This is a genomic window from Paucilactobacillus nenjiangensis (assembly GCF_005405445.1).
Taxonomy (GTDB): Bacteria; Bacillota; Bacilli; order Lactobacillales; family Lactobacillaceae; genus Paucilactobacillus; species Paucilactobacillus nenjiangensis.
Map to the genome: position 1 here is coordinate 1 of NZ_BJEB01000036.1, position 21,375 is coordinate 21,375.

21 protein-coding genes are annotated in these 21,375 nt (G+C 38.4%); 6 read left to right on the plus strand and 15 right to left on the minus strand.

Going from position 1 to position 21,375, the window contains the following annotated elements:
- Window positions 1-173: 173 nt before the first annotated feature.
- Together FFM59_RS06300 and FFM59_RS06305 are read right to left on the minus strand one after the other, a co-directional pair.
- Window positions 174-2,630, minus strand: coding sequence for a phosphoketolase family protein (locus tag FFM59_RS06300; protein ID WP_137602205.1), 2,457 nt, complete (start codon window positions 2,628-2,630; stop codon window positions 174-176).
- A 268-nt stretch (window positions 2,631-2,898) separates the two neighbouring features.
- A complete protein-coding gene (locus FFM59_RS06305) occupies window positions 2,899-3,627 on the minus strand; it encodes a GntR family transcriptional regulator (RefSeq protein WP_137602206.1) in 729 nt (242 codons plus the stop codon).
- Between the two features lie 125 nt (window positions 3,628-3,752).
- Between FFM59_RS06305 and FFM59_RS06310 the strand changes: the two genes are divergently transcribed.
- Both FFM59_RS06310 and FFM59_RS06315 read left to right on the plus strand, forming a co-directional pair.
- Window positions 3,753-4,247 (plus strand): YbaK/EbsC family protein, encoded by a 495-nt coding sequence (locus tag FFM59_RS06310; RefSeq protein ID WP_137602207.1) that lies wholly within the window; start codon window positions 3,753-3,755, stop codon window positions 4,245-4,247.
- Window positions 4,248-4,258: 11 nt separating this feature from the next.
- A complete protein-coding gene (locus FFM59_RS06315) occupies window positions 4,259-5,023 on the plus strand; it encodes a hypothetical protein (RefSeq protein ID WP_137602208.1) in 765 nt (254 codons plus the stop codon).
- A 39-nt stretch (window positions 5,024-5,062) separates the two neighbouring features.
- Here FFM59_RS06315 and FFM59_RS06320 read toward each other — a convergent pair whose 3' ends face one another.
- The 5 genes from FFM59_RS06320 to FFM59_RS06340 all read right to left on the minus strand — a co-directional run bounded on the left by FFM59_RS06320 (window position 5,063) and on the right by FFM59_RS06340 (window position 9,548).
- Entirely contained in the window at window positions 5,063-6,016 is a 954-nt protein-coding gene (locus FFM59_RS06320) for a TerC/Alx family metal homeostasis membrane protein (RefSeq protein ID WP_137602209.1), read from the minus strand.
- Window positions 6,017-6,039: 23 nt separating this feature from the next.
- Entirely contained in the window at window positions 6,040-6,864 is an 825-nt protein-coding gene (locus tag FFM59_RS06325; protein WP_137602224.1) for a DUF368 domain-containing protein, read from the minus strand.
- A gap of 140 nt (window positions 6,865-7,004) precedes the next feature.
- Window positions 7,005-7,661 carry an HD domain-containing protein gene (locus FFM59_RS06330; protein WP_137602210.1) on the minus strand — a complete coding sequence of 219 codons (657 nt, stop codon included), beginning with the start codon at window positions 7,659-7,661 and terminating at the stop codon, window positions 7,005-7,007.
- 149 nt (window positions 7,662-7,810) lie between these two features.
- Window positions 7,811-8,776: a 2-keto-3-deoxygluconate permease gene (locus FFM59_RS06335; RefSeq protein WP_137602211.1), complete on the minus strand. Its 966-nt coding sequence runs from the start codon at window positions 8,774-8,776 to the stop codon at window positions 7,811-7,813.
- Between the two features lie 16 nt (window positions 8,777-8,792).
- Window positions 8,793-9,548 (minus strand): SDR family NAD(P)-dependent oxidoreductase, encoded by a 756-nt coding sequence (locus tag FFM59_RS06340; protein ID WP_137602212.1) that lies wholly within the window; start codon window positions 9,546-9,548, stop codon window positions 8,793-8,795.
- A gap of 569 nt (window positions 9,549-10,117) precedes the next feature.
- Here FFM59_RS06340 and FFM59_RS06345 point away from each other — a divergent pair.
- Window positions 10,118-10,513, plus strand: coding sequence for a hypothetical protein (locus tag FFM59_RS06345; RefSeq protein WP_137602213.1), 396 nt, complete (start codon window positions 10,118-10,120; stop codon window positions 10,511-10,513).
- Window positions 10,514-10,689: 176 nt separating this feature from the next.
- Here FFM59_RS06345 and FFM59_RS06350 read toward each other — a convergent pair whose 3' ends face one another.
- From FFM59_RS06350 to aroE, 8 genes are all read right to left on the minus strand, one after another.
- On the minus strand, window positions 10,690-10,944 hold the full coding sequence (locus FFM59_RS06350; protein ID WP_137602214.1) for a chorismate mutase: 255 nt from the start codon (window positions 10,942-10,944) through the stop codon (window positions 10,690-10,692).
- Window positions 10,944-11,462, minus strand: coding sequence for a shikimate kinase (locus tag FFM59_RS06355; protein WP_137602215.1), 519 nt, complete (start codon window positions 11,460-11,462; stop codon window positions 10,944-10,946). The genes FFM59_RS06350 and FFM59_RS06355 overlap by 1 nt, the downstream gene beginning before the upstream one ends.
- A complete protein-coding gene (locus FFM59_RS06360) occupies window positions 11,462-12,313 on the minus strand; it encodes a prephenate dehydrogenase (protein WP_170175950.1) in 852 nt (283 codons plus the stop codon). The genes FFM59_RS06355 and FFM59_RS06360 overlap by 1 nt, the downstream gene beginning before the upstream one ends.
- Before the next feature lie 250 nt (window positions 12,314-12,563).
- A complete protein-coding gene (gene aroA / locus FFM59_RS06365) occupies window positions 12,564-13,859 on the minus strand; it encodes a 3-phosphoshikimate 1-carboxyvinyltransferase (protein WP_137602217.1) in 1,296 nt (431 codons plus the stop codon).
- Window positions 13,860-13,871: 12 nt separating this feature from the next.
- Window positions 13,872-15,047, minus strand: coding sequence for a chorismate synthase (aroC, locus tag FFM59_RS06370; protein ID WP_137602218.1), 1,176 nt, complete (start codon window positions 15,045-15,047; stop codon window positions 13,872-13,874).
- A 16-nt stretch (window positions 15,048-15,063) separates the two neighbouring features.
- Window positions 15,064-16,134 carry a 3-dehydroquinate synthase gene (aroB, locus tag FFM59_RS06375; RefSeq protein ID WP_137602219.1) on the minus strand — a complete coding sequence of 357 codons (1,071 nt, stop codon included), beginning with the start codon at window positions 16,132-16,134 and terminating at the stop codon, window positions 15,064-15,066.
- The gene (gene aroF, locus FFM59_RS06380; RefSeq protein WP_137602220.1) at window positions 16,127-17,152 is read right to left on the minus strand and encodes a 3-deoxy-7-phosphoheptulonate synthase; all 1,026 of its coding nucleotides are present in this window, start codon (window positions 17,150-17,152) and stop codon (window positions 16,127-16,129) included. Before aroF ends, aroB begins: the two co-directional genes overlap by 8 nt.
- 19 nt (window positions 17,153-17,171) lie before the next feature.
- Window positions 17,172-18,050 (minus strand): shikimate dehydrogenase, encoded by an 879-nt coding sequence (gene aroE, locus FFM59_RS06385; RefSeq protein ID WP_137602221.1) that lies wholly within the window; start codon window positions 18,048-18,050, stop codon window positions 17,172-17,174.
- A gap of 662 nt (window positions 18,051-18,712) precedes the next feature.
- On the opposite strand from aroE, the gene FFM59_RS06390 reads away from it, so the two are divergent.
- The 3 genes from FFM59_RS06390 (at window position 18,713) to aroD (ending at window position 21,284) form a co-directional block, all read left to right on the plus strand.
- Window positions 18,713-18,952: a hypothetical protein gene (locus FFM59_RS06390; protein ID WP_371858084.1), complete on the plus strand. Its 240-nt coding sequence runs from the start codon at window positions 18,713-18,715 to the stop codon at window positions 18,950-18,952.
- A gap of 24 nt (window positions 18,953-18,976) precedes the next feature.
- Window positions 18,977-20,404, plus strand: a complete 1,428-nt coding sequence (locus tag FFM59_RS06395) for a glycoside-pentoside-hexuronide (GPH):cation symporter (protein ID WP_137602222.1) — start codon at window positions 18,977-18,979, stop codon at window positions 20,402-20,404.
- A 115-nt stretch (window positions 20,405-20,519) separates the two neighbouring features.
- Complete coding sequence (gene aroD, locus FFM59_RS06400; RefSeq protein ID WP_137602223.1) at window positions 20,520-21,284, plus strand: type I 3-dehydroquinate dehydratase; 765 nt, start codon at window positions 20,520-20,522, stop codon at window positions 21,282-21,284.
- Window positions 21,285-21,375 lie beyond the last annotated feature (91 nt).

Here is a 21,375-nt window from a genome sequence, read left to right on the forward strand (position 1 = left end):
CCGACAACGGAGAAACTAGCAGCTTGATGTTAATGATTGTGAAATTCTAGGTCATCAGTACTTCTTGACAAAGAACCCAATATCTGGGTCACCAATACCAGTTGACGAAGACCCACAAAAAAAAGCTTCTACTCATTCGATGAGCAGAAGCTTCCTTCAATTAACAATGTTAATTATTTAACAGCTTTCCATGTCCAGTCAGTAAATTCAGGAATATCATGTCCTTCATTACGAGTAACATCGAAATGCTTAGCCAAGATGGCATCCATCTTCTTATCAAATGCATCAGCGTCTGCTTGTGAGATTGCTCCCTTAGCAGCTAACAATGAAGCAGCATCTTTAGCTTGGTTGAAACGATCCAATTGTGAGTATACACGCATGTCGTATGCAGTAGTAATATCACCATCTTCACGGTATCCATGAACACTCAAACCGAGGTGAGCGCGTTCGTAGAAGTATGATTCAATCAAGTCTTCGTAACCATGGAATCCGAATAATACAGGAGTTCCTGATTCGCCGAAGAACTTAGTAAATTCAGCGTCAGTCAAAGCACGGTCAGCATTTTGCTTACCATTCTTCTTTTGTAGACGGTTTAATTCAACAACGTTTACATAACGGAATTTGACAGTTGGGAATGCTTCATGAATAAGGTCGATAGTAGCTAATGATTCGTTTGTTGGTTCAACACCAGCAGATGCGAAAATAATATCAGCGTCTTCGCCTTCAGCAACAGTAGATGCCCAGTCGATTGTCTTCAAACCTTCGTTAGCAAGTGTTTCAGCTTCATCAACTGAGAACCATTGTTGACGTGGTTGTTTTGAAGCAACAACGTGGTTAATCTTTTGACGTTCAGTAAATGCACGACCAAAGACAGCAAGTAATGTGTTAGCATCGCCTGGCAAGTATTGGCGAACAAAGTCAGCCTTCTTTTCAGACAAGTGAGTTAACATACCTGGATCTTGGTGAGTGTATCCATTATGATCTTGTTGGAATACAGTAGATGTAGAAATCAAGTTCAATGATGGATAATCGTTACGCCATGGTTGTTCTGCAGCTTGGCGAATCCACTTGAAGTGTTGAGTAATCATTGAATCCACTACACGAAGGAATGATTCGTAAGATGTGAAGACACCAGTACGACCAGTAAGTGTATATGATTCTAGCCAACCTTCAGCTTGATGTTCTGAAAGTTGTGCATCTAAGATACGGCCTTCAGGACCTTCATGTTGGTCATTTGGTTCGTGAACTTCTTCCATCCATTGACGGTTAGAAACCTTGAACATATCCCATAGACGGTTTGACATAGTTTCGTCAGGTCCGAAGATACGGAATGTAGTTGGGTTCTTCTTAGCAATATCAGCAAAGAATCCAGAAAGTACGTTCATATCCATGTTACGGTTAGCATCAGCTAATTCAGTTCCACGGTTTTCTGGAGTAATTTCGTTGGCGAAGTCTTTCCAGCTAGCCATAGCTAGTTCTGGAGCTTTTTCACCACGACGGCGGCCGGCATTAGCAACTGGGTTACTTGCCATACGCTTGTCACCCTTAGGTGCCATAGCTGCAACTTCGTCCTTAAGTGAACCATCAGTGTTGAACAATTCAGTTGGTTTGTATGAATTCAACCATTCTTCGAATTCAGGCAATTCTGCCAACTTGTGTTGTGCAAGACCCAATGGCACTTGGTGAGCACGGAATGAATTTTCGATAGGCATTCCTGCTGTATCGAACTTAGGTCCGCCCCAGCCCTTAGGTAAACGAGCAATGATAACAGGCCATGCTGCAATTTCGCCATCTTGGTAACGACCGTTTTCACGTGCGTCATTTTGGATGTCTTTGATATCGCGGATAGCGTCATCAAATGTCTTAGCAGCTAATTCGTGATAAGCCATGTAATCATGGATATCTGAGTTTTCAATAAAGCGAGGTGAGTAGCCAAGTCCTTCGAAGAACTTAGTAATTTCAACATCACTCATACGTGAGAAAATAGTTGGGTTTGAAATCTTGAATCCGTTTAAGTCTAAGATAGGCAATACTGCACCATCATTCTTAGGGTTAACGAATTTGATTGAGTGCCATGCTGTCATGGCAGGTCCAGTTTCAACTTCACCATCACCAATTACAGTAAATGCAATTTGGTCTGGGTTATCTAAGATAGCACCAGTTGCGTGTGATAATGAGTACCCAAGTTCTCCACCTTCATGAAGTGAACCTGGTGTTTGGGCAGTCATATGTGAACCAATTCCACCTGGGAATGAGAAACGCTTGAATAAGCGAGTCATACCTTCAACATCTTGAGTAATTTCTGGGTAGGCTTCAGTATATGAACCATCCAAATAACTGTTGGTAACCATAACTTGTCCACCGTGACCTGGGCCACCGATATAGAACATGTTTAAATCAAACTTGTTGATTAAACGGTTAGCATGAGCATAAAGGAAAGTTTGGCCTGAGATAGTACCCCAGTGACCAATAGGCTTAACTTTAACATCGTCAGCTTGGATTGGTGTATTTGTAACTGAGAACAAAGGGTTGTTCTTTAAAAAGATCATACCTGCTGAAAGGTAGTTGGTAGCACGCCACCAAGCATCGACTTTAGCTAGATATTCTTTTGAATCAAAATCTACTGCCATGAAATTAACACTCCTTAAATTAAATGAATTAATAACAACATAGTGTTTGATGCGACTTACGTAAATATACCTAAGTAACAATTTACAATGACTATTTTACCTACATTTTCGAAAAAGTCAACTTTTTTGAAAATTGATACGGTCCAATTTTTATTGACATATTGTAATTCAAGTAAATAAACGCTTCAGACCTCATCATAGTCTAAAAAAATGGCTGATTTAAGTCGATAATTTGAATTTATCGATAAAAAAAGATGAAGAATTCATCTTATTCTTCATCTAAACTAACAAATGTATTATATTTTAAATACTTGTAATGAACTCGCATATTGGAAACTTCAAATGGGGTTCCATCATCCAAGAAAAAAATTCCTTCCATGATTCCAACTGGTTCATTTTCAGTTAATCCCAGTAGTTCTTGATCCTTGGCATTGGATGGTTCGGCCAAAATCGACATAAATGATTTGGTAACTGACTTGCCTTCGATTTCAGATAAGTAATTAAAGATTGAACCTTTGACTACCTTTTGCGTTAATCCTGGCATCACTTTAATAGGAATATAGCCAGTTTCAATGATGATTGGTTCGTCATCAAATAAGCGTAACCGTTTGATTTCATAGACAAAATCATCTGGTCCCAAGAATAAATCTTGTTGTAATTCCTTGCTAGCTGGAATAACCTGATAATCAAGTAATTTAATGCTAGGATGTTTACCGGCCATATGAAAACTATCTGTCACACCTAGGTTAGTTCCTTCATAATTAAAGAGCGACTGATTTTTTAAATACAGTGGATTAATGAAGGTTCCTGAACCACGTTTTTTAAAAATAATTCCTTGTTGAGCCATCACGTTTAACGCACGTTTAATGGAACTACGACTCACGCTGTATGACTCACTCAGACTACGTTCATCTGGTAATTTTTTATTTTCGAATTCTTGGTTAAAAATTCGCGCTTTGAGGTCATGCATTATCTTGCGGTATACTAAATCTGCCATGAAAACTAACTCCTATATTTTGGCACTCGTTATTCTATTCTCTCAAAAGTATAACAGATTTTCTAATTGGATGTATACTTTAATAAAATTGGTCCGACCCAACGAAACTTATTTGGAGGTTACTCATGGGTAAAAAAAAGAAAGTTAAAAAAACTTTAGTTGAACAAATTCTCGATAAACATCAAGTCAATTATGAACAAACCGAATTTCCCACCAAACAAGAGGGCGACGTTCAACAACTAGACGTTAATCATGGTGACATAGATGAACATTTAATCTATAAAACCCTAGTTCTCACAGGGCCAACTACGGGTCCAGTCGTTGGCGTGGTACCTGTGGATTGGCATTTGGATGAAAAAAAACTAGCCAAGGAATCTGGCAATAAAAAGGTGTCGATGGTACCTTTAACTGATTTACTCAAAACGACCGGTTATGAACATGGTGCCAATACTCCAATTGGTATTTACGAAAAGTTCAAATACCCGATCTATATTGATCAAGAAGCCACGACCGTACCAGAAATTTATGTTTCTTCCGGTAAAATTGGTCGTTCCATAAAAATCAACGCTGCAGATATGGCATCAGTCGTCAATGGCAAGTTTGTCGACTTAAAACAATAGAAAGATAAACTATGACAAATTCCCTCATCACAAATTTTGGATATTTATTACTGTATGTCGCCATTTTTCCTATTATTTTTGGCACATTTTTAGTGTTAGTCAATCACAACAGTAAAAAGATTACGGCCAATTATTTTGGCTATAATGCTCAAATCTGGATGGGCTTCATTGGCATTGCCATTCATGAATCCAGCCATCTGATTATGGCACTGATTTTTCATCATAAAATTGAAAAGTTTCGCCTCGTTCGTTTTCCTAAGAAAAATGATCCGGATGACCAAGCGTTAGGTTATGTGTCACATAGCTTTAATCGGTCAAATTTTTATCAACGATTGGGAAATTTATTCATCGGGATTGCCCCAATTATTGGCAATACGATAGTCATTTGGTTGCTTTCAAAGTGGTTAGTACCAAACGCTCTATCTTCGTGGCAAACCTACGTCAGTACCCAGTCAATTTCTGATTTGAGCCTATTTTCCGATTCACCATATGGAATCATCGGGATTATCATTTGGATTTTAGTGCTGATTAACATTTGTGTGGGTGGTTTTGACTTAAGTCGGTCCGATTTAAACAGTTCTTTATCCGGCGTTGTCTTCTTCATCATTGTCATGGCGGTCATTTCTTTAATCATGACTTTCATCACCCAAACAGTTGATATTGCCACCACCTTACAATCATTCATGCTGCCACTCTATTCAGCGATGGTACTGGCAATTATTATTTCTACCTTAACAAACCTGATTTTAAGAATAGTTATTTTGGCCAAAAAGTAAAGGACTCTTCCGCGATGGAAAAGTCCTTTTTTATACGAATTACATTTTTTTACGTTGTTCCGCTTTATCGACGATGATTGACGCAACGATGGCAATCGTAATTAACACGACAATCACCAGCAATGACACGACGTTTGAAATTTGAAAATGCCAACCAAAGTAGTGCGCACTTTCATTCAAGACCATCTTAACTCCGATAAAGGCTAAGATAACTGACAGCGCATATTTAATATAACGGAATAGTGGTAAGACACCGTTTAATGCGAAGTATAGCGAACGTAATCCCATAATCGCAAAAATGTTAGATGTAACCACAATAAAGGTATTTTGAGAAACTGATAAAACGGCCGGAATCGAATCAACCGCAAACAGTAAGTCAGATGCTTCAATAAAGAGTAAGGCTACTAAGAATTGTGTCGCCATTAGTTTACCATCAACTCTGGTTAAGAAATGAGGCTCAGTCGCATCTTCTTTAATGGGAATCACTTTGCGAATGACTTTGATAATTGGACTATCGTTCAAGCTCTTGGTGCCACCATCTTTTTCAAACAACATATTAATCCCGGTGTAAATCAGGAAGATTCCAAAAATAATCATTAGCCATTTGAACTTGTCCAATAAGGCCACTCCAGCAAAGATGAAGATTACTCGCATGACTAAGGCCCCAAAGACACCCCAGAATAGTAATCGATGCTGGTATTTAACATCAATTTTGAAGAAGCCAAAGACCAAAATAAAGATGAACAAGTTATCAATACTTAACGATTTTTCCAATAAATAAGCAGTGATAAAGTCTAATGAATAACTTGCCCCAGCATATGACCAAATCCAGCCGGCAAAACAGAAAGCTAACACAATCCAAAATGCACTCCACAGTAAAGACGACTTGATAGTGGGTGCTTCATTTCCTTTGTGAAACACGCCTAAATCAAGTAACAACATTACAACAATGAAGGCAAAAAAGCCTATCCAATATACAATACTAACTTCCAATTAATTTCTCCTTATTGATCAAATTATTTACTAACGACTTTTTCTAATTGACTCATTTTCCATCCTAAAATGGTTCCTAAAATACATAATACCACCGCTGCTACGATTCCCATCATACCGATGCCGTGATAATCAGTTGGAACAATCATAATGGTCGATGCCATCACGATGCCAAACACGATGTGAAACAGTTTAGAATACGCAATTTCAAACAGCCAATTCATCACTTTGGAAAGCAACGCAATCACCAACACCACGCCAATAAACAATGGTAAAAGCACGCCAACATCCCCAGTTTTGATTCCATCTGACATTCCCTTGTAAAGTCCTAAATAAATCAGAAAATTAGAAGGACTCAAGCCTGGAATCACCAACCCTAATCCAATTAAAATTCCGGCTAATACCCATGACCATAAATTGGCATCAATCTGGCTGACATTTGACAAGCCAAACTTTAAAAACAAGGTCATACAGATAAACGCAATAATCATTAGGCCAATATCTAATTTTGCGCGTCCACACTTACCAGAATCTTGCCACATGGCGGGAATGGTCCCTAAAATTGCGCCGATAAAGAACCAAAGAACAATCGTTTCGTAATTCCCTAATAGGTAACTAACCGCAAACGATAAGCCAAAAACCCCCAGTATTCCACCTATTCCAACCGGTAGAAAGAAGAAAAAGTTTTGTCTAAAGTTCTTAAACGGATGGGCCAAAAATTTGATTAGTGGTTCATACAACCCAAAAACCACCGACAATGCACCACCACTAATACCTGGTAAAATAAATCCGGAGCCTATTAATGCTCCTCTGATTACGTTCAGTAACCAGACACGTTGATTGTTAATTTGCAATCAATGTTCCTCCACACTTTATACTTTTCTTATGAATACAATAATTATACCTAAAACTAAAGTGGCTTGGCTAGTAAATACCATTTCTCATAAAGAAAAATTAATAATCATCTAAATTAATTATCTTATTATAACTAATCGCCATTCCATTCTTGCTTAAAATGTTTGACAAAATCCTGCATGATTGCTTGTCGTTTAGCCCCAATTTGCTTAGCTGTCTCAGTGTTTAATCGATCAGTAATTAGGAACAGCTTTTCGTAAAAATGATTAATCGTTGTTCCAGGTTCATTTCGATATTGTTCCTTAGTTAAATTCAATCTGGGCTCAACGCTTGGATTATACATTTCCTCACCCATATGACCACTGTAATAAAACGCCCGGCCAATCCCTAATGCCCCAATCGCATCCAACCGATCAGCGTCTTGGACCACTTGGCCCTCAATTGATAATTCAGATTGACTACCAGATAAACTCTTTGAAAACGACATGTTCAAAATAATATTTTTGATGGCTTGAACCTGATTGTTGGTGGCTCCAATCAATTTTAAAAATGACCATACTTTCATCTGTTGTTGTTCCGGCTGGTTCGTCAGCTTGTCATCAATGACATCATGTAGCCACCCGGCTGCCAGACTAATAAACATATCCGCCTGTTCGTGCGGTCCAATCTTATTGATCATTTTGGTGACACGATTCAGATGATCCATCCCGTGTCCACTTGTATCGGCGCTCATTTCTTTAGTGACAAATTCTTCGATTAACGTTAATTGTTTTTCTTGATTTGGATTCATTTCAACACCTCGTACTTTCACATCTATTTTAACAAAAAATGAGAACTGCTTTTACACAGTTCTCACAAATGTTATAAATATTTTTTCTGAAGTTAAATGTAGACATGCACTTAATTCCAATTTAAAAATAATCTAAAATGAAATAATTTTTATGCTTGAGCTTCAACTTTAGTTTCACCACGTTTTTTTGCATTGCGTTTTGCAATCCACGCGGTAAGCATTGGAGTCAAAATCGCTGTGACAACAACAGCTGCAGTAATTTGAGTTGTTGCCGTCGTTTGGATAGATTTATAACTAGCATCAACAGCTGCAAGGGCAGCAGGAGTTGCCATGTTGGCACCAGCACAACTTGAAATTGCAGCTCCGGCAACACCTGAGCCACCTACTAATTTGTCGACGAGTATTGTAAATACACCACCAACAAGAGTAATGATGACACCTAACAAAATACCAGATGCTCCTGAAACAAAGATTTGTTGGAAGTTCATAGAACATCCCAGTGCAAATCCAACAACAACGATAGATGCATTCATACCATCATTAAGAATCTTTTTAACTGCTGGAAATAGGTTGGCAAGAATCATACCAACTAACAAAGGCAGAATGGTTGCTAATAAAGTAACAATTGAAAATGTTGCCAGCCCTGATGCTGCTAAGGCAATCATAGTAACATAAGGCCCAACACTTAGAATTGTGATACCAACTGCAGCTTCATCGACTTCATCTCCAAAGTCATGAACAATCCCTGCATACATGGCATTGTTGGCACCAGACATACCACCAATGATTGCAAGTGCACTCAGACCTAAGAAGTTGTTGTTCATTAACTTACCAACTAATAATCCAAGTACAACGGCAACAATAACTTTCGTCAAGATAATTGAACCACCACGTTTAATTGCAGCAGGTGCAGTTTTAAATGAAATTGTTCCCCCAATAACAAAGAGGAACGATCCAACAAGTGCACCTGACCCAGTTGCAAGCGGAGTTGTAAAACCTCCAATTTTTAAAAATGAAGGGAAAAAGGTGTTAATTGCCGCACCAATAAACATGGGGATAATAATATTACCACCTGGAATAGAAAAATGTTTTTTCTTCTTTACATTTTCAGCCATATCAATTCACTCCTCCCTAGCCATCCATTACAACGCCACCATCAGCGTCACCAATTTCTCCTGTAATAAAGCTAGCAGCATCAGATCCAAAGAAGAGAATCATTTGAGCGATTTCCACGGCTTCTGCTGGCCGACCCAAAGGAATAATTCCAATTACTTTTGCGTTCTTTTCCGGATCTTCAGATAACGACTTAGTCATTGATGTATGTGTAAATGAAGGTGCTACAGCATTTGCATAAATACCATATTTTCCTCCCTCTTTTGCAACGGCCTTGGTGAATCCATTTAAGCCCGCCTTTGAAGAAGCGTAAGCAACAGTACCTAATAATCCACCGCCAATTTTACCAGCAACAGAAGAAACATTTACAATTCTACCGCCACCATTATCTTTAAAGTGGCTCCATATTGCTGCAACAGTGTTGTATGGACCCGTTAAGTTAATTTTAATTGTGCGATCCCATTCTTCTGGAGGTAATTCATCAAATGGCTTTGCACTAATAATTCCAGCAACATTAACCAATAAATCTACTTTTGTGAAATCTTTAATAATTTGAGCAAATGTTGAATTAACTTCTTCCCTATTCGCTTGATCAACGTGATAAAATCTATTTCCGTCGCCCATATCAGCAACGGTTTTTTTACCTGCATCATCGTCAATGTCTAATAATGCGACTTTACCGCCACCATTCACAATACCCTGCACGACCTCACGGCCGATTCCTTTAGCACCACCTGTTACAATAGCAACTTTTCCATCATAGTCATATCGCATGTTAATGCCATCTCCTTAAATTTTTATATTTAATTGCAAACGTTTACAGGAGGTATTGTACCACATTCTTCACAAAGATTGAATACTTTTCACAATATTATTCTAATTTTGTTTTAATAAAATTATTAGAATATATATTTTTCAAAGCGAATTATCTTAATTTCCAAACGTTTATCGCTATTTTCTCAAATTTTTAATAAAATTAATCAGCTTAAATGAGATTACAATTAAAATCATTGTGAAAATTAGTATTAAGAATGGGGCGATATATTTAATATGTTTAATATACTTTTTTATAAAATTGTCAAATTTTACTAATTTATCAGTATTTTATCATTTTAATATTCGTTGTAATCCACAAAAATTAGTGAAATACGGGACAAAATTCAATTGAAACTCAATAAAAACATGTTACAATATACGAAATTTAATCACATGCAATAAAATAGATAGAGGAAAATTGTTAAAAAAGAGTGACATAGTCTTGTTACAAAAGCGTGATGAATCAATTCAACGATATCCATTGAATTTAATCAATATTGTGGTTAATGTCACTTGGAGGTGACAATATGTTCAAATTAAGTAATACAAAAAGAACGGAACTCACAGTACCGTCAGAAAAGATTCAAAGATTGTCAATTTTATCTGATAAATATTACTTAGACTCAGAATATATCAATTACGAAAGCCCGTATTTTGGTACAATCAGGGATGTTCTAAACCACATGCTGATTGGAGCTAAGTCATTAAAGGGAAAATACATAAAAATTACAATAACTTTACTTGACTACAATTCGAAAAATGGAGCAATTAAATATTATTTAAATGCAAAAAATGACGGAGATGTTAAAAAAACTGCATCTGGGATTTTAATGTCAGGCATACAAAACTCTGAAAAAAATAGTGAACAGATCAACAATTTAATTTTTAGAGATATAATTATTCCTATAAGTTCAAACATATAGCACTTTTATAGAAGCTCATTCCATTGTGAACAAATAAAAAAACAGTTATCAAGTAGTTAAAGAATTTTAATTCGATTCTACTTTGAGAACTGTTTTTTGTTAACTTAAATTGTATATTGTCCACAATATTTTATTAGTTCATACAAAGATATGTATGTGTCGCTAATTAAAGCGATTTACTCCAATGATTCAGCATGATTAATAATCAAGCCATATAAATCTTTGATAAATTCGGGAGTCAGATTATCACTACCAAATTCTTCTTGAAGCCGTTTAATTAATTCTTGACGACGACTCGTTTGAACGATGGGCAAATTGTGTGCTGCTTTGTATTCTCCCACTTGATGAACGACTTGTAATCTTTTTTCTAATGCCGTCATGATTTCATTATCACATTCGTCAATTTGTTGTCGAAGATGATCCAATTCCATTACTTAGTTCTCCTCTCGCCAATCATTCTCATAATTTCATACGATAATTCTTTCGGTGTTAATTGGTCAGTATCAATCACAATATCAGAGACTTCCTCATACAGCGGCGCTCTAAATTGCCATAAGTCATTGAAACGTTTAGAGGTCATATTTTTCAATACTGGACGGCCGTCAGTTTCACCGCTCAAGCGATCCATAATTTTATTTGGTTGCGTACGTAAATAAACTACCGGAGTTTGTGTTTCCTTCAACAATTCACGATTTAAGTCTTTCATGACTACCCCGCCGCCTGTTGAGAGAATACCTTCGTTATCTAAATACTCATCTAAAACTTCAGTCTCGATTTCTCTAAACTTAGCTTCACCTTCACGGGCAAAAAACGTCTTAATGGTTTCTCCGAGTTTCGCTTCAATCAAATCATCTAAATCAAACTGAGTTAATTCCATTCGTTTAGCCAATTCTGCGCCAACCGTGGTTTTGCCAGTTCCCATAAAGCCAACTAAAACTACATGAGCCATTAGAAATCATCCTCCATTGTCATCCGAGTTTGCTTAGAAGCAGCAAAAAAATCAAAAATCTCGGTTGAGTTATTATTTATTAATGCTTGTTTTAAAGTGTCGATTTGTTGCTGATACAGCTCAATTGCTTCGAGGGTTGCATCCCGATTAGTTTGTAAAATATCCGTCCACATTTGTGGATCCGCACCACCGATTCGCGTTGTATCTTTAAATCCACCGGCAGCATATTGTGGTAATTCTGGATGGTTTGCTAAAGTCAACGAAGACGCATTGACCAAACTTGCCGCAACAATATGCGGTAAGTCACTGAGCATGGCCATCATTTCATCATGTTTTTTTGCAGTAGTTTCGACAAAATTTAAATGTAATGATGACAATAAGTTCCGCAGTCGATCCAAATCTGCCTGGTTTTCTGAAACCAGAAAGTATGGTGCTGAATCGTACAAGTGTGCATCAAGTGCATCAATTCCGGCTTTTGCTGTTCCGGCCATTGCATGGCCACCAACAAAACTAGTCCCGTTGTTAATCAATTCATCGGCCGCATCCATTACCTGTTTTTTGGTACTACCCGTATCAGTAATGAGGACGGTTGATTTTAAATCAGCATGAGAAAGCTTATGAAGACTATCGATAATAATATGAATGGGCGTGGCTAAAATAATCACATCCGCCGTCGGAGCAACCGCAAATAAATCCGTGTTAACTTCGTCTGCTAAGCCAATTTCTTTGGCGCGTTGTAGCGTTTTAACATTGAGGTCAACACCAATAATTTCAGCATTTTCTTGTCCATTTTTAATAGCTAATGCGAGTGATGCTCCCATTTCGCCCAGTCCATTTACCACAATTCTCATCTTAGAACTCCCATTTATGCTTATTTTGCCTAACTGACTCATGCTCGTAGTTCCTGTTATCGTGTCTAACTTTAATAATTTATTTCAAACTACGAAATATAATTATTTTCGTTAGTCCTCGAGACGGTCCAATCACCTGAGTCATGCTCGTCGTTCCTGTCCTCTGTGTCTAACTTTAATAATTTATTTCAAACTACGAAATATAATTATTTTCGTTAGTCCTCAAGGCCAACCCGGAACGACTCGCACACTACTTATTCAAGCTCTTCAAATCATCAAAGAATTGAGGATAAGAAACTGCAATTGCATCAGCATCAGCTAATTGATTGTCACCATCAGCCATCAAATTTGCGACTGCCATCATCATACCGATACGGTGATCACCATGCGATTGGAGAGGTGTGTTGGCAGCATGAAGTTTCGTACCACCATTAATAATAAAGCCATCTGGCGTGGCCGTAATATCAGCACCCATTTTAGTTAATTCTTCTGTCACTGTCGCAATTCGATCAGTTTCCTTAACGCGCAATTCTTCAGCACCAGTGATTACCGTCTGACCTTTGGCCTGAGTCGCAGCCAATGCCAACAATGGAATTTCATCAACTAATGCAGGAACATCAGCAGCGCCTAGTGTTAAAGCGTTCAGTTGTTGATAACCAATCGTGATATCACCCATTGGCTCGCTGTCATTGGTGCGGTTATTAATCGTATACTGGGCACCCATTTGATCAAGCGCCTTTAAAATACCATCTCGAGTATCGTTCAAGCCAACTTTATTGAGAGTAATCTCACTGCCCGGCACACAGGCCCCCGCAATCAGGAAGAAAGCAGCAGAAGAAATATCACCCGGAACGGTTACATGTTGCGCGGTAAAATCAGACTGTGGTGTCACCGTGATATTTAAGCCATCTTGTTCCAAATGACCGCCAAATTGTTCCAACATCTTTTCAGTATGATTACGTGTAATGAGTTTTTCTGTTAAATGACTAGGAGTTTCAGCTTGTAATCCGGCCCAAATCAACGCACTTTTAACTTGTGCGCTGGCCACTGGTAGTTTGTAGTCAATACCAGTTAGTCCATCATTGGGATGTAAAGTTAACGGCAAAAAATTGCCATTCGTTGCTGCAACTTTGGCACCCATTTGAGTTAAAGGATCACTCACTCGTTTGATTGGACGCTTACTTAGTGAAGCATCCCCAAACATAGCAATATCAAATGGTTGGTTTGCCAATAGTCCTAATAGCAACCGCGTGGAAGTACCCGAATTTCCCATATCTAACGGTTTCTTTGGCTTATCAAAATTGCGAAAACCACCTTTACCTTCTATAGATACGTGATCTCCATCTACATCAATTTTGACACCGAGTTCACGAAATGCACCAATCGTGTGTAAACAGTCATCAGATAAAAGGAAATGATCAACTGTGGTTGTCCCGTGACTAATTGCGCCCAGCATAATACTTCGATGCGAAATGCTTTTGTCACCAGGAACCGTTAACGCTCCATGAAGACCACTATTACTGTTAGGTAAATCAACTGTAGACATTTTGTTCAACTCCTAATATTTCTTAATTTCTTCTTTATAGGCAGCGAGTTGCGCCTTTAAACGATCAATCGCATCCGTATCAAACTTATCCAGTAACGCTTCGGCTAAGGTGATTGCCACCATGGCTTCTGCCACTACCGCGGCAGCAGTAACTGCCGTTGTATCGGAACGTTCTACGTTTGCTTTGTAAGCTTCTTTGGTATTAACATCTACACTCATCAAAGGTTTGTATAGAGTAGGAATTGGCTTCATAACGGCCTTTACGACAACTGGTTGGCCATTAGTCATGCCGCCTTCAAAACCACCTAAATGGTTAGATTTGCGATAAAAACCAGTTTCTTCAGAATAGAATATTTCATCCATTCCTTGGCTCCCTGGATTCTTGGCAAATTGGAACCCATCACCAAATTCGACTCCCTTAAATGCATTAATACCCACAATCGATGCGGCCACTTTAGCGTCTAATTTAGTATCAGCTCCGACATAACTACCAATTCCAGCTGGCATCCCCGTTGCAATCACTTCAACCACGCCGCCGAGAGTATCGCCGGCACGCTTGGTTTCATCAATCAATGCTTTCATTTTTTCATCGGCATCAGCATCAAAAGTCCGAGTTTCACTTTCATCAGTAACTTTCTTTAAATCAGTCAGCCCTTCAAATTGTGACAATTTGTCTGCATCAGCTTCAATTCCGCCAATTTCACGGACAAATCCGAGTACTTCAACACCTAGTTCAGATAATAACTGTTTACATAAACTACCCACTGCCACGCGCATGGTTGTTTCACGCGCACTGGAACGTTCCAAGACATTCCGTAAGTCTGTATGTTGGTATTTCATTCCCCCAACCAAATCAGCATGTCCTGGACGCGGACGCGTCACTTTCCGCACACTATTATCTGGTGTTTCTTCAGCGGTTGGTGACATAATTTCACCCCAGTGAGCATGATCATCATTAGTCACATTTAAGGTAATTGGTGAGCCTAATGCTTTTTGATGACGGACACCATTCAAAATTTTGACTTGGTCCGTTTCAATCTTCATGCGATTTCCACGACCGTATCCTTGTTGGCGACGGTGTAAATCGTCGTTAATTTTGTCTGCTGAAATGTGTAATCCGGCAGGAATGCCTTCAATAATCGCTGTAAGTTCTGGGCCGTGTGACTCACCCGCAGTAACGTAACGCATATCTAAAACCCCTTAATTAATCTTTATTATTAAAAAAATCTTTGACTGAAGTCGATGGAATCCCATAAATAGCAGGTTCTCCAAATGTTTTCACGTACACAAGATTAAGTGTACCATTTCTATTCTTTTTATCATTAAGAATCTTTTCGTAAAATGCATCGGTAAATAATAAGTCTGAATCAGTTGGTAATCCCACCGCTGCAAATCGCTCTTTAATTGTCGCCGTAATCCCTGCATCAGCCATTCCGTGTTCTTCGAAGACTTGCATGATGTGCGTCATGCCAATACTAACTGCCTCACCATGTGCTAAATCGCCGTGTGCTAACAGTTCAATGGCGTGGCCCATGGTATGACCAAAGTTCAACAGTGCCCGGTTGCCGGCTTCTTTTTCATCTTCCATCACAATTTTAGCTTTATAACCAATACTGCGTTGGCTTAATTCAGTTGCGTGCCCACGAATATCTGCAATTGAATCGATAGTTTCGATTAAGTTCCAGAAATCAACTGAATCTAGTGCAGCCGTTTTAACAATTTCCCCATAGCCTTCAGCGACATACCGATCGGACAAGGTATCCAAAGTTTCCGGATCAATAAAGACCGCGTCTGGTTGATAAAAAGTACCAATAATGTTTTTAGCTTCGCCTAAGTCAATTGCCGTTTTACCACCAACTGAACTGTCAACTTGGGCTAATAATGAGGTTGGAATTTGAATGAAGTCAATGCCGCGCATATAGGTTGAGGCCAAGAAACCGGCCAAGTCACCCATCACTCCACCGCCTAATGCAATCACAGCATCAGTCCGTGTAAAGTGGTCAGCAGCCATTTTAGATGCTAACTCTGACGCAACTTCCCAAGACTTTGAGCTTTCACCAGCCGGTACCACATATTCGTGGACTTGAAAGTTTTGTTCGCTCAATTTTGAGATCACTTTGGCTGAATATAATGGTCCTACATTAGTATCAGTAATTAATGCAATTTGACGTGGTTGCCAATGTGCTGCCACCAATTCACCAATCCGAGCTAATAAACCATTTTCAATCAACACCGTGTAATTCTTATCAGTGAGATTAACATCCACTTTAGCCATTAATAACGGCCTCTTTTCCCATATTTAATTCTTGTAATGTATCTGCTAATGCAAAAGCTTTGCGAGTCATTTCCAAATAAGTATCTGGTTTGAGTGCTTGAGGTCCATCAGATAAAGCTTTTTCTGGATTATCATGAATTTCAACTACGATACCATCAGCTCCAGCAGCCACTGCAGATAAAGCCATTGGGGTAACCAAATCCCAGTGTCCTTCAGCATGGCTAGGATCAGCAATTAATGGGTAATGAGTTAACTTTTTCAAAACGGGCATTGCACTAACATCAAACAAGTTACGTGTGTATTTTGAATCAAATGAACGAATGCCTCGTTCTGACAAAATAATTTGATGATTTCCACCAGCAGCGATGTATTCGGCTGCATTTAACAAGTCGTCGATTGAAGCTGACATTCCACGTTTCAATAACACTGGTTTGTCCACTTTGCCGACCGCTTTTAAAAGTGAGAAGTTTTGCATGTTACGTGCACCAATTTGAAGGACATCGGTATATTCGAGCACAACGTCTAAATGTTCTTCATCCATGACTTCAGTAATCATGTCCATACCTTGTTCATCGGCTGCTTCTCTTAAGTATTTAAGCCCATCCACGCCAAGTCCTTGGAATGTGTATGGTGAAGTCCGTGGTTTAAAGGCACCACCACGAAGTACTGTTGCTCCACCTTCTTTGGCGACTGCTGCCATGGCTTTCACATGTTCTTCTGATTCAACTGAACATGGTCCTGACATCATTGTTAGGCCAGTGTCACCACCAATAGTTGTATGGCGTAACTTAATTACCGTATCTTCTGGGTGAAATTCGCGGCTACCTTGAACAGCTGCCGGGTGGTTCATAATAATTTCTTCAGCGCCTGCTTTTTCTTCATCAGTTAATTGTTCTGGTTTCACTTTGTTCAATGCAATCCGATTGTTGTGTGTGAAAACATCTGTGGTACCTTCAAAGTGATTTTTCAAAGTTTGCATGGTTTGTTTGGCTGTAGCTTCTTTTAATACGATTATCATAATTAATTACCTCTTTCGTTTATCTCTCTAGTATTAGTTGTTTGATTTCATCGACCGGCATTTCTGTGTTCGTCCACCATTTAAAGCTTAATGCGCCTTGATACACTAACATTCCTAACCCATTAAAAATGGTGCATCCTTGTTCTTTCGCAAATTCTAAAAATTTTGTTTTAGCAGGTGAGTAAATGACATCACACACTACTTGGTTTGTTAATGCTGCTAATACTCCAGGTGGAGCTGGCATTTGCGCTTGATAGTCACCCATGCCTAGGTTGGTACTATTGATAACAATTTGACTCACTTTAATTTTTTCAATCATGGTAGTTTCATCGTCGTAATCAATGATATTTACATCTCCCGCATGACCATCATTCATCAACTCAAGTTGGTGTTTTACGGTATCAAAATTCTTGCCATGCCGCTTAAAGACATTAATCTCCTTTGCCCCGTGATCAATCGCTGCTTGAATAATTGATAGGCCTGCGCCACCCGCTCCAAAGATTGTCAGTGTTTGATGTTTAGGATTAATTCCACTTGCCTCTAATGATTCAAAGAAGCCAGCCCCATCGACAGAATCACCAGTTAAGACACCTTGTTCGTTTTTAATCACATTAACTGATTGGAGTAACTCGGCTCGTTCAGTGATGTGATCTAAATATGGAATTACTTTTTGTTTAAAAGGCATGGATAAATTTACGCCTTTCAAATCTAATGTCTTAATTGCTTGAATCGCTGCTTGTGTGTCATCAGGGCCAATGTCAAATGCTAAATATTTCGCATTTATTCCATTTTTTTCAAAACTATGATTATGCATCAATGGCGATAAACTATGTTTTGCAGGATAAGCAAATAATCCGTATAACTCTGTATGTCCATCTACTTCAATTCTCTTAGTCATAACATTATTCACTCCCTTCTACCGAAACAAAAAGTCCCACAGTGTGTACACTGCGGGACTTCCAAGCTTAAAACTAGGCAAATAGCCTATAATTATTAAAAGCCACACAGTGTTTTAGATTGCTGAAACATCTATGTGGCTAATTGTTTTTAATATGCTCAAAAACTATTGGTCACCTAGACGCGAACGTGATGTTTGCGTCTGAGGTCAACCCAAACATCACTTCATAAACCAATAGTAATAAAAGCTATTTACTTTTCCGTGTGTTGTTAGCATATTAAAATCTCCTGTGAATTTCATTGGATATATCTTAACAAATACAACATATTCATGTCAACCCTTTTTAAACATCGTCATTAAATACACTGACAATTGCCCAACTTTAAGCTCTTTTTACGAGATTCACATCACATATAATGAAGAAAATAAAAATTAAATTTTTTTCATTATCTTAAAATTAGGTAAATCGATTTATTTTTACTAAAAATATTTAGAGTATCAAATCGCCCTCCATAGCGCGTAAATACTGATATGTTACTTTTTTCACACTCTTTAGTTTACTATTTTTACTAAAAAAGTCTTGCTATTTTACTCATTTAGGCTTAGATTATAGAAAGCGTTTACATTGCTATTATTTATTTGTAAAGAAGGAGTTGTACATTATGGCAAACGATGACAAAATTAAAATTGACGCGAAAGAATTTGCCCGACTAATTGTTGGAACAAATCCTCAACGTGAAGGCGAAGACGATATAAAATATATCAAGCGCGAACTTCGATTATACCTAGAAGCATTGATTATTATTGATGACTTCAATGATCTCGAAGAAACCCGTTTCGATGTTGCTAAAACAGAACAACGAGACAAAATCCTAGAAAAAATTATGGAACACAGATATTAAAATTTGGGGAAACAGGAGAAAATCATGGAACATACTAAACAGTATTCTTCATATGCAGCAGGTGCCTTCGGGCATGACATGTTCTACGCAACATTAAGTACTTATCTAATGTTGTTTGTTACCAGTCAATTATTCGACACAAGCGATTCTGCTTTTAACGCTCGGATGATTGGTTACGTTACATTACTGATGACTGCAATTCGATTAGTTGAAATTATTTTTGATCCAATCATCGGTGGTGCAGTTGATAACACCAATACTAAATGGGGTAAATTCAAGCCTTGGTTACTCATCGGGGCTGGAGTTAGTTCCATTATGTTAGTTATTATCTTTACTAACTTTGGTGGTTTAACCACTAAGAACCCTACACTTTACTTAATTCTTTTCGGAATTTCGTTTGTTGTGTTGGACATCTTCTATTCATTTAAAGATATTTCATTTTGGTCAATGCTGCCCGCTTTAAGTGTTGATTCAAAAGTTCGTGCTAAATTCGGTACCATTGGTCGTTTTGGATCAACATTAGGTGCCCAAAGTGTTCCAATCTTCATCTTCCCATTAATTATTTGGTTATCACAAACCTTCTCAGGTACAACTGGTGATGAGAAAACTCGTGCTGGTTGGTTAGGCTTCGCCATTGTTGTTGGTGCCGTGTCATTCTTAGGTGCTTTAGCAACTGCCCTTGGTACCAAAGAACAAAAGAACATTATCCGTGAAGATACTGAAAGAACTCGTTTCCGTGATGTCTTCAAAGTTATCGGCCAAAATGATCAATTAATGTGGTTAGCTCTTTCATATTTCTTATTTGCTTTAAGTTATGTGGTTACTAACTCATTGATGGCTTACTACTTCCAATATGTACTTGGAAACACTAGTGCCTTCTCAATGGTCGGTGTCATTACTGCTATTTTAGGAATTATCTCAGTTTCACTCTTCCCAACTGTTGTTGTATTGATTAAACGTCGTGCGATTTACGTTGGTGGGATTGCTATGATGCTTGTTGGTTACCTATTGTTCCTCTTTGCCGGTCAAAACATCGTCATGGTACTGATTGCCGTTGGTATTTTCTTCTTCCCTTACCCAATGATTTTCTTGGCAGCTTTGATGACTATCACTGATAGTGTTGAATATGGCCAATTAAAGAATGGTACTCGTAATGAATCAGTTACCTTGTCAGTTCGTCCTTTGATTGATAAATTAGCTGGTGCCATTGCTAACAGTATCGTTGGTTTAGCTGCCGTTCATTCAGGTATGATTGGTAATGCCAAACCAAGTAGCATTAGTTCTGGTGAATTATTCAATTTCAGAACTTACATGTTCTACGCACCTATCGTTTTGATTGTTATCGCCGCTTTCGTTTACATGTTGAAAGTTACCTTAACTGAAAAGAAACATGCCGAAGTAGTTACTGAACTTGAAAAGAAATTAACTGCTAAAAAAGAAAACCAAGCTTAAAAATTAATTCAATTGAATGGCCGTCAGTTAATAGCCGACGGTCATTTTTATTGTTTACAAACACGTTAATGACGTGATATTCTCAAGTTAAGACACACGAAGGAAGTAAAAAATTATGGATCAAAAAAGTAAAACAATTATCGTTGGTGGACTTGAATTAGGTTCAGACCAACCCGAACGAATTATTGTGCCCATCATTGCTGAAAACTATGAATCCGTTTTGAAGCAAGCAGAAAAAATCACCCATTCCGCTGCTGATATGGTTGAATGGCGCCTTGATTATTTACAATCGGACTTGTCAGATTTTGATACCTTAGTCGGTACCGCCATCGACTTAAAGTCCACCTTGGGCGATATTCCCATCATCGCCACTAGCCGAACCGTTAAAGAAGGCGGCGAATTTGATTACCCTGGCACGATTTACGTTGACGCCTACAATCAGTTAATCCAAGCTGAAATTGTCGATGCTATTGACGTAGAATTCTCCCGTGAAGATGTTGAAATTGGCCAACTACGCTCATTGACTACTAATGGTGACGTCACCATGATTATGAGCCATCACGATTTTGAAAAAACTCCTGAGAAAAATGAATTAATTTTCCTCATGTCGCAAATGGCTAAAGCCAATCCAGACATCATTAAAGTTGCGGTAATGCCAAAATATCGCGAAGATGTGATGAACTTAATGGATGCGACGATTGCGGCAGATCATCAAGTCACTCAACCGCTATTAACCATGTCGATGGGTGATTTAGGTAAAATTAGCCGTGTTGCTGGTAAAACTTTTGGTAGCGTGGCTACGTTTGGTTCTGTTGGCAAATCATCTGCCCCTGGACAGTTATCTGCTGGCGAATTAAAAACTATCTTAGACACTCTCTAACAATAAAAAATGACGGTTCTTTGTCAAGAAGTACTGATGACCTAGAATTTCACAATCATTAACATCAAGCTGCTAGTTTCTCCGTTGTCGG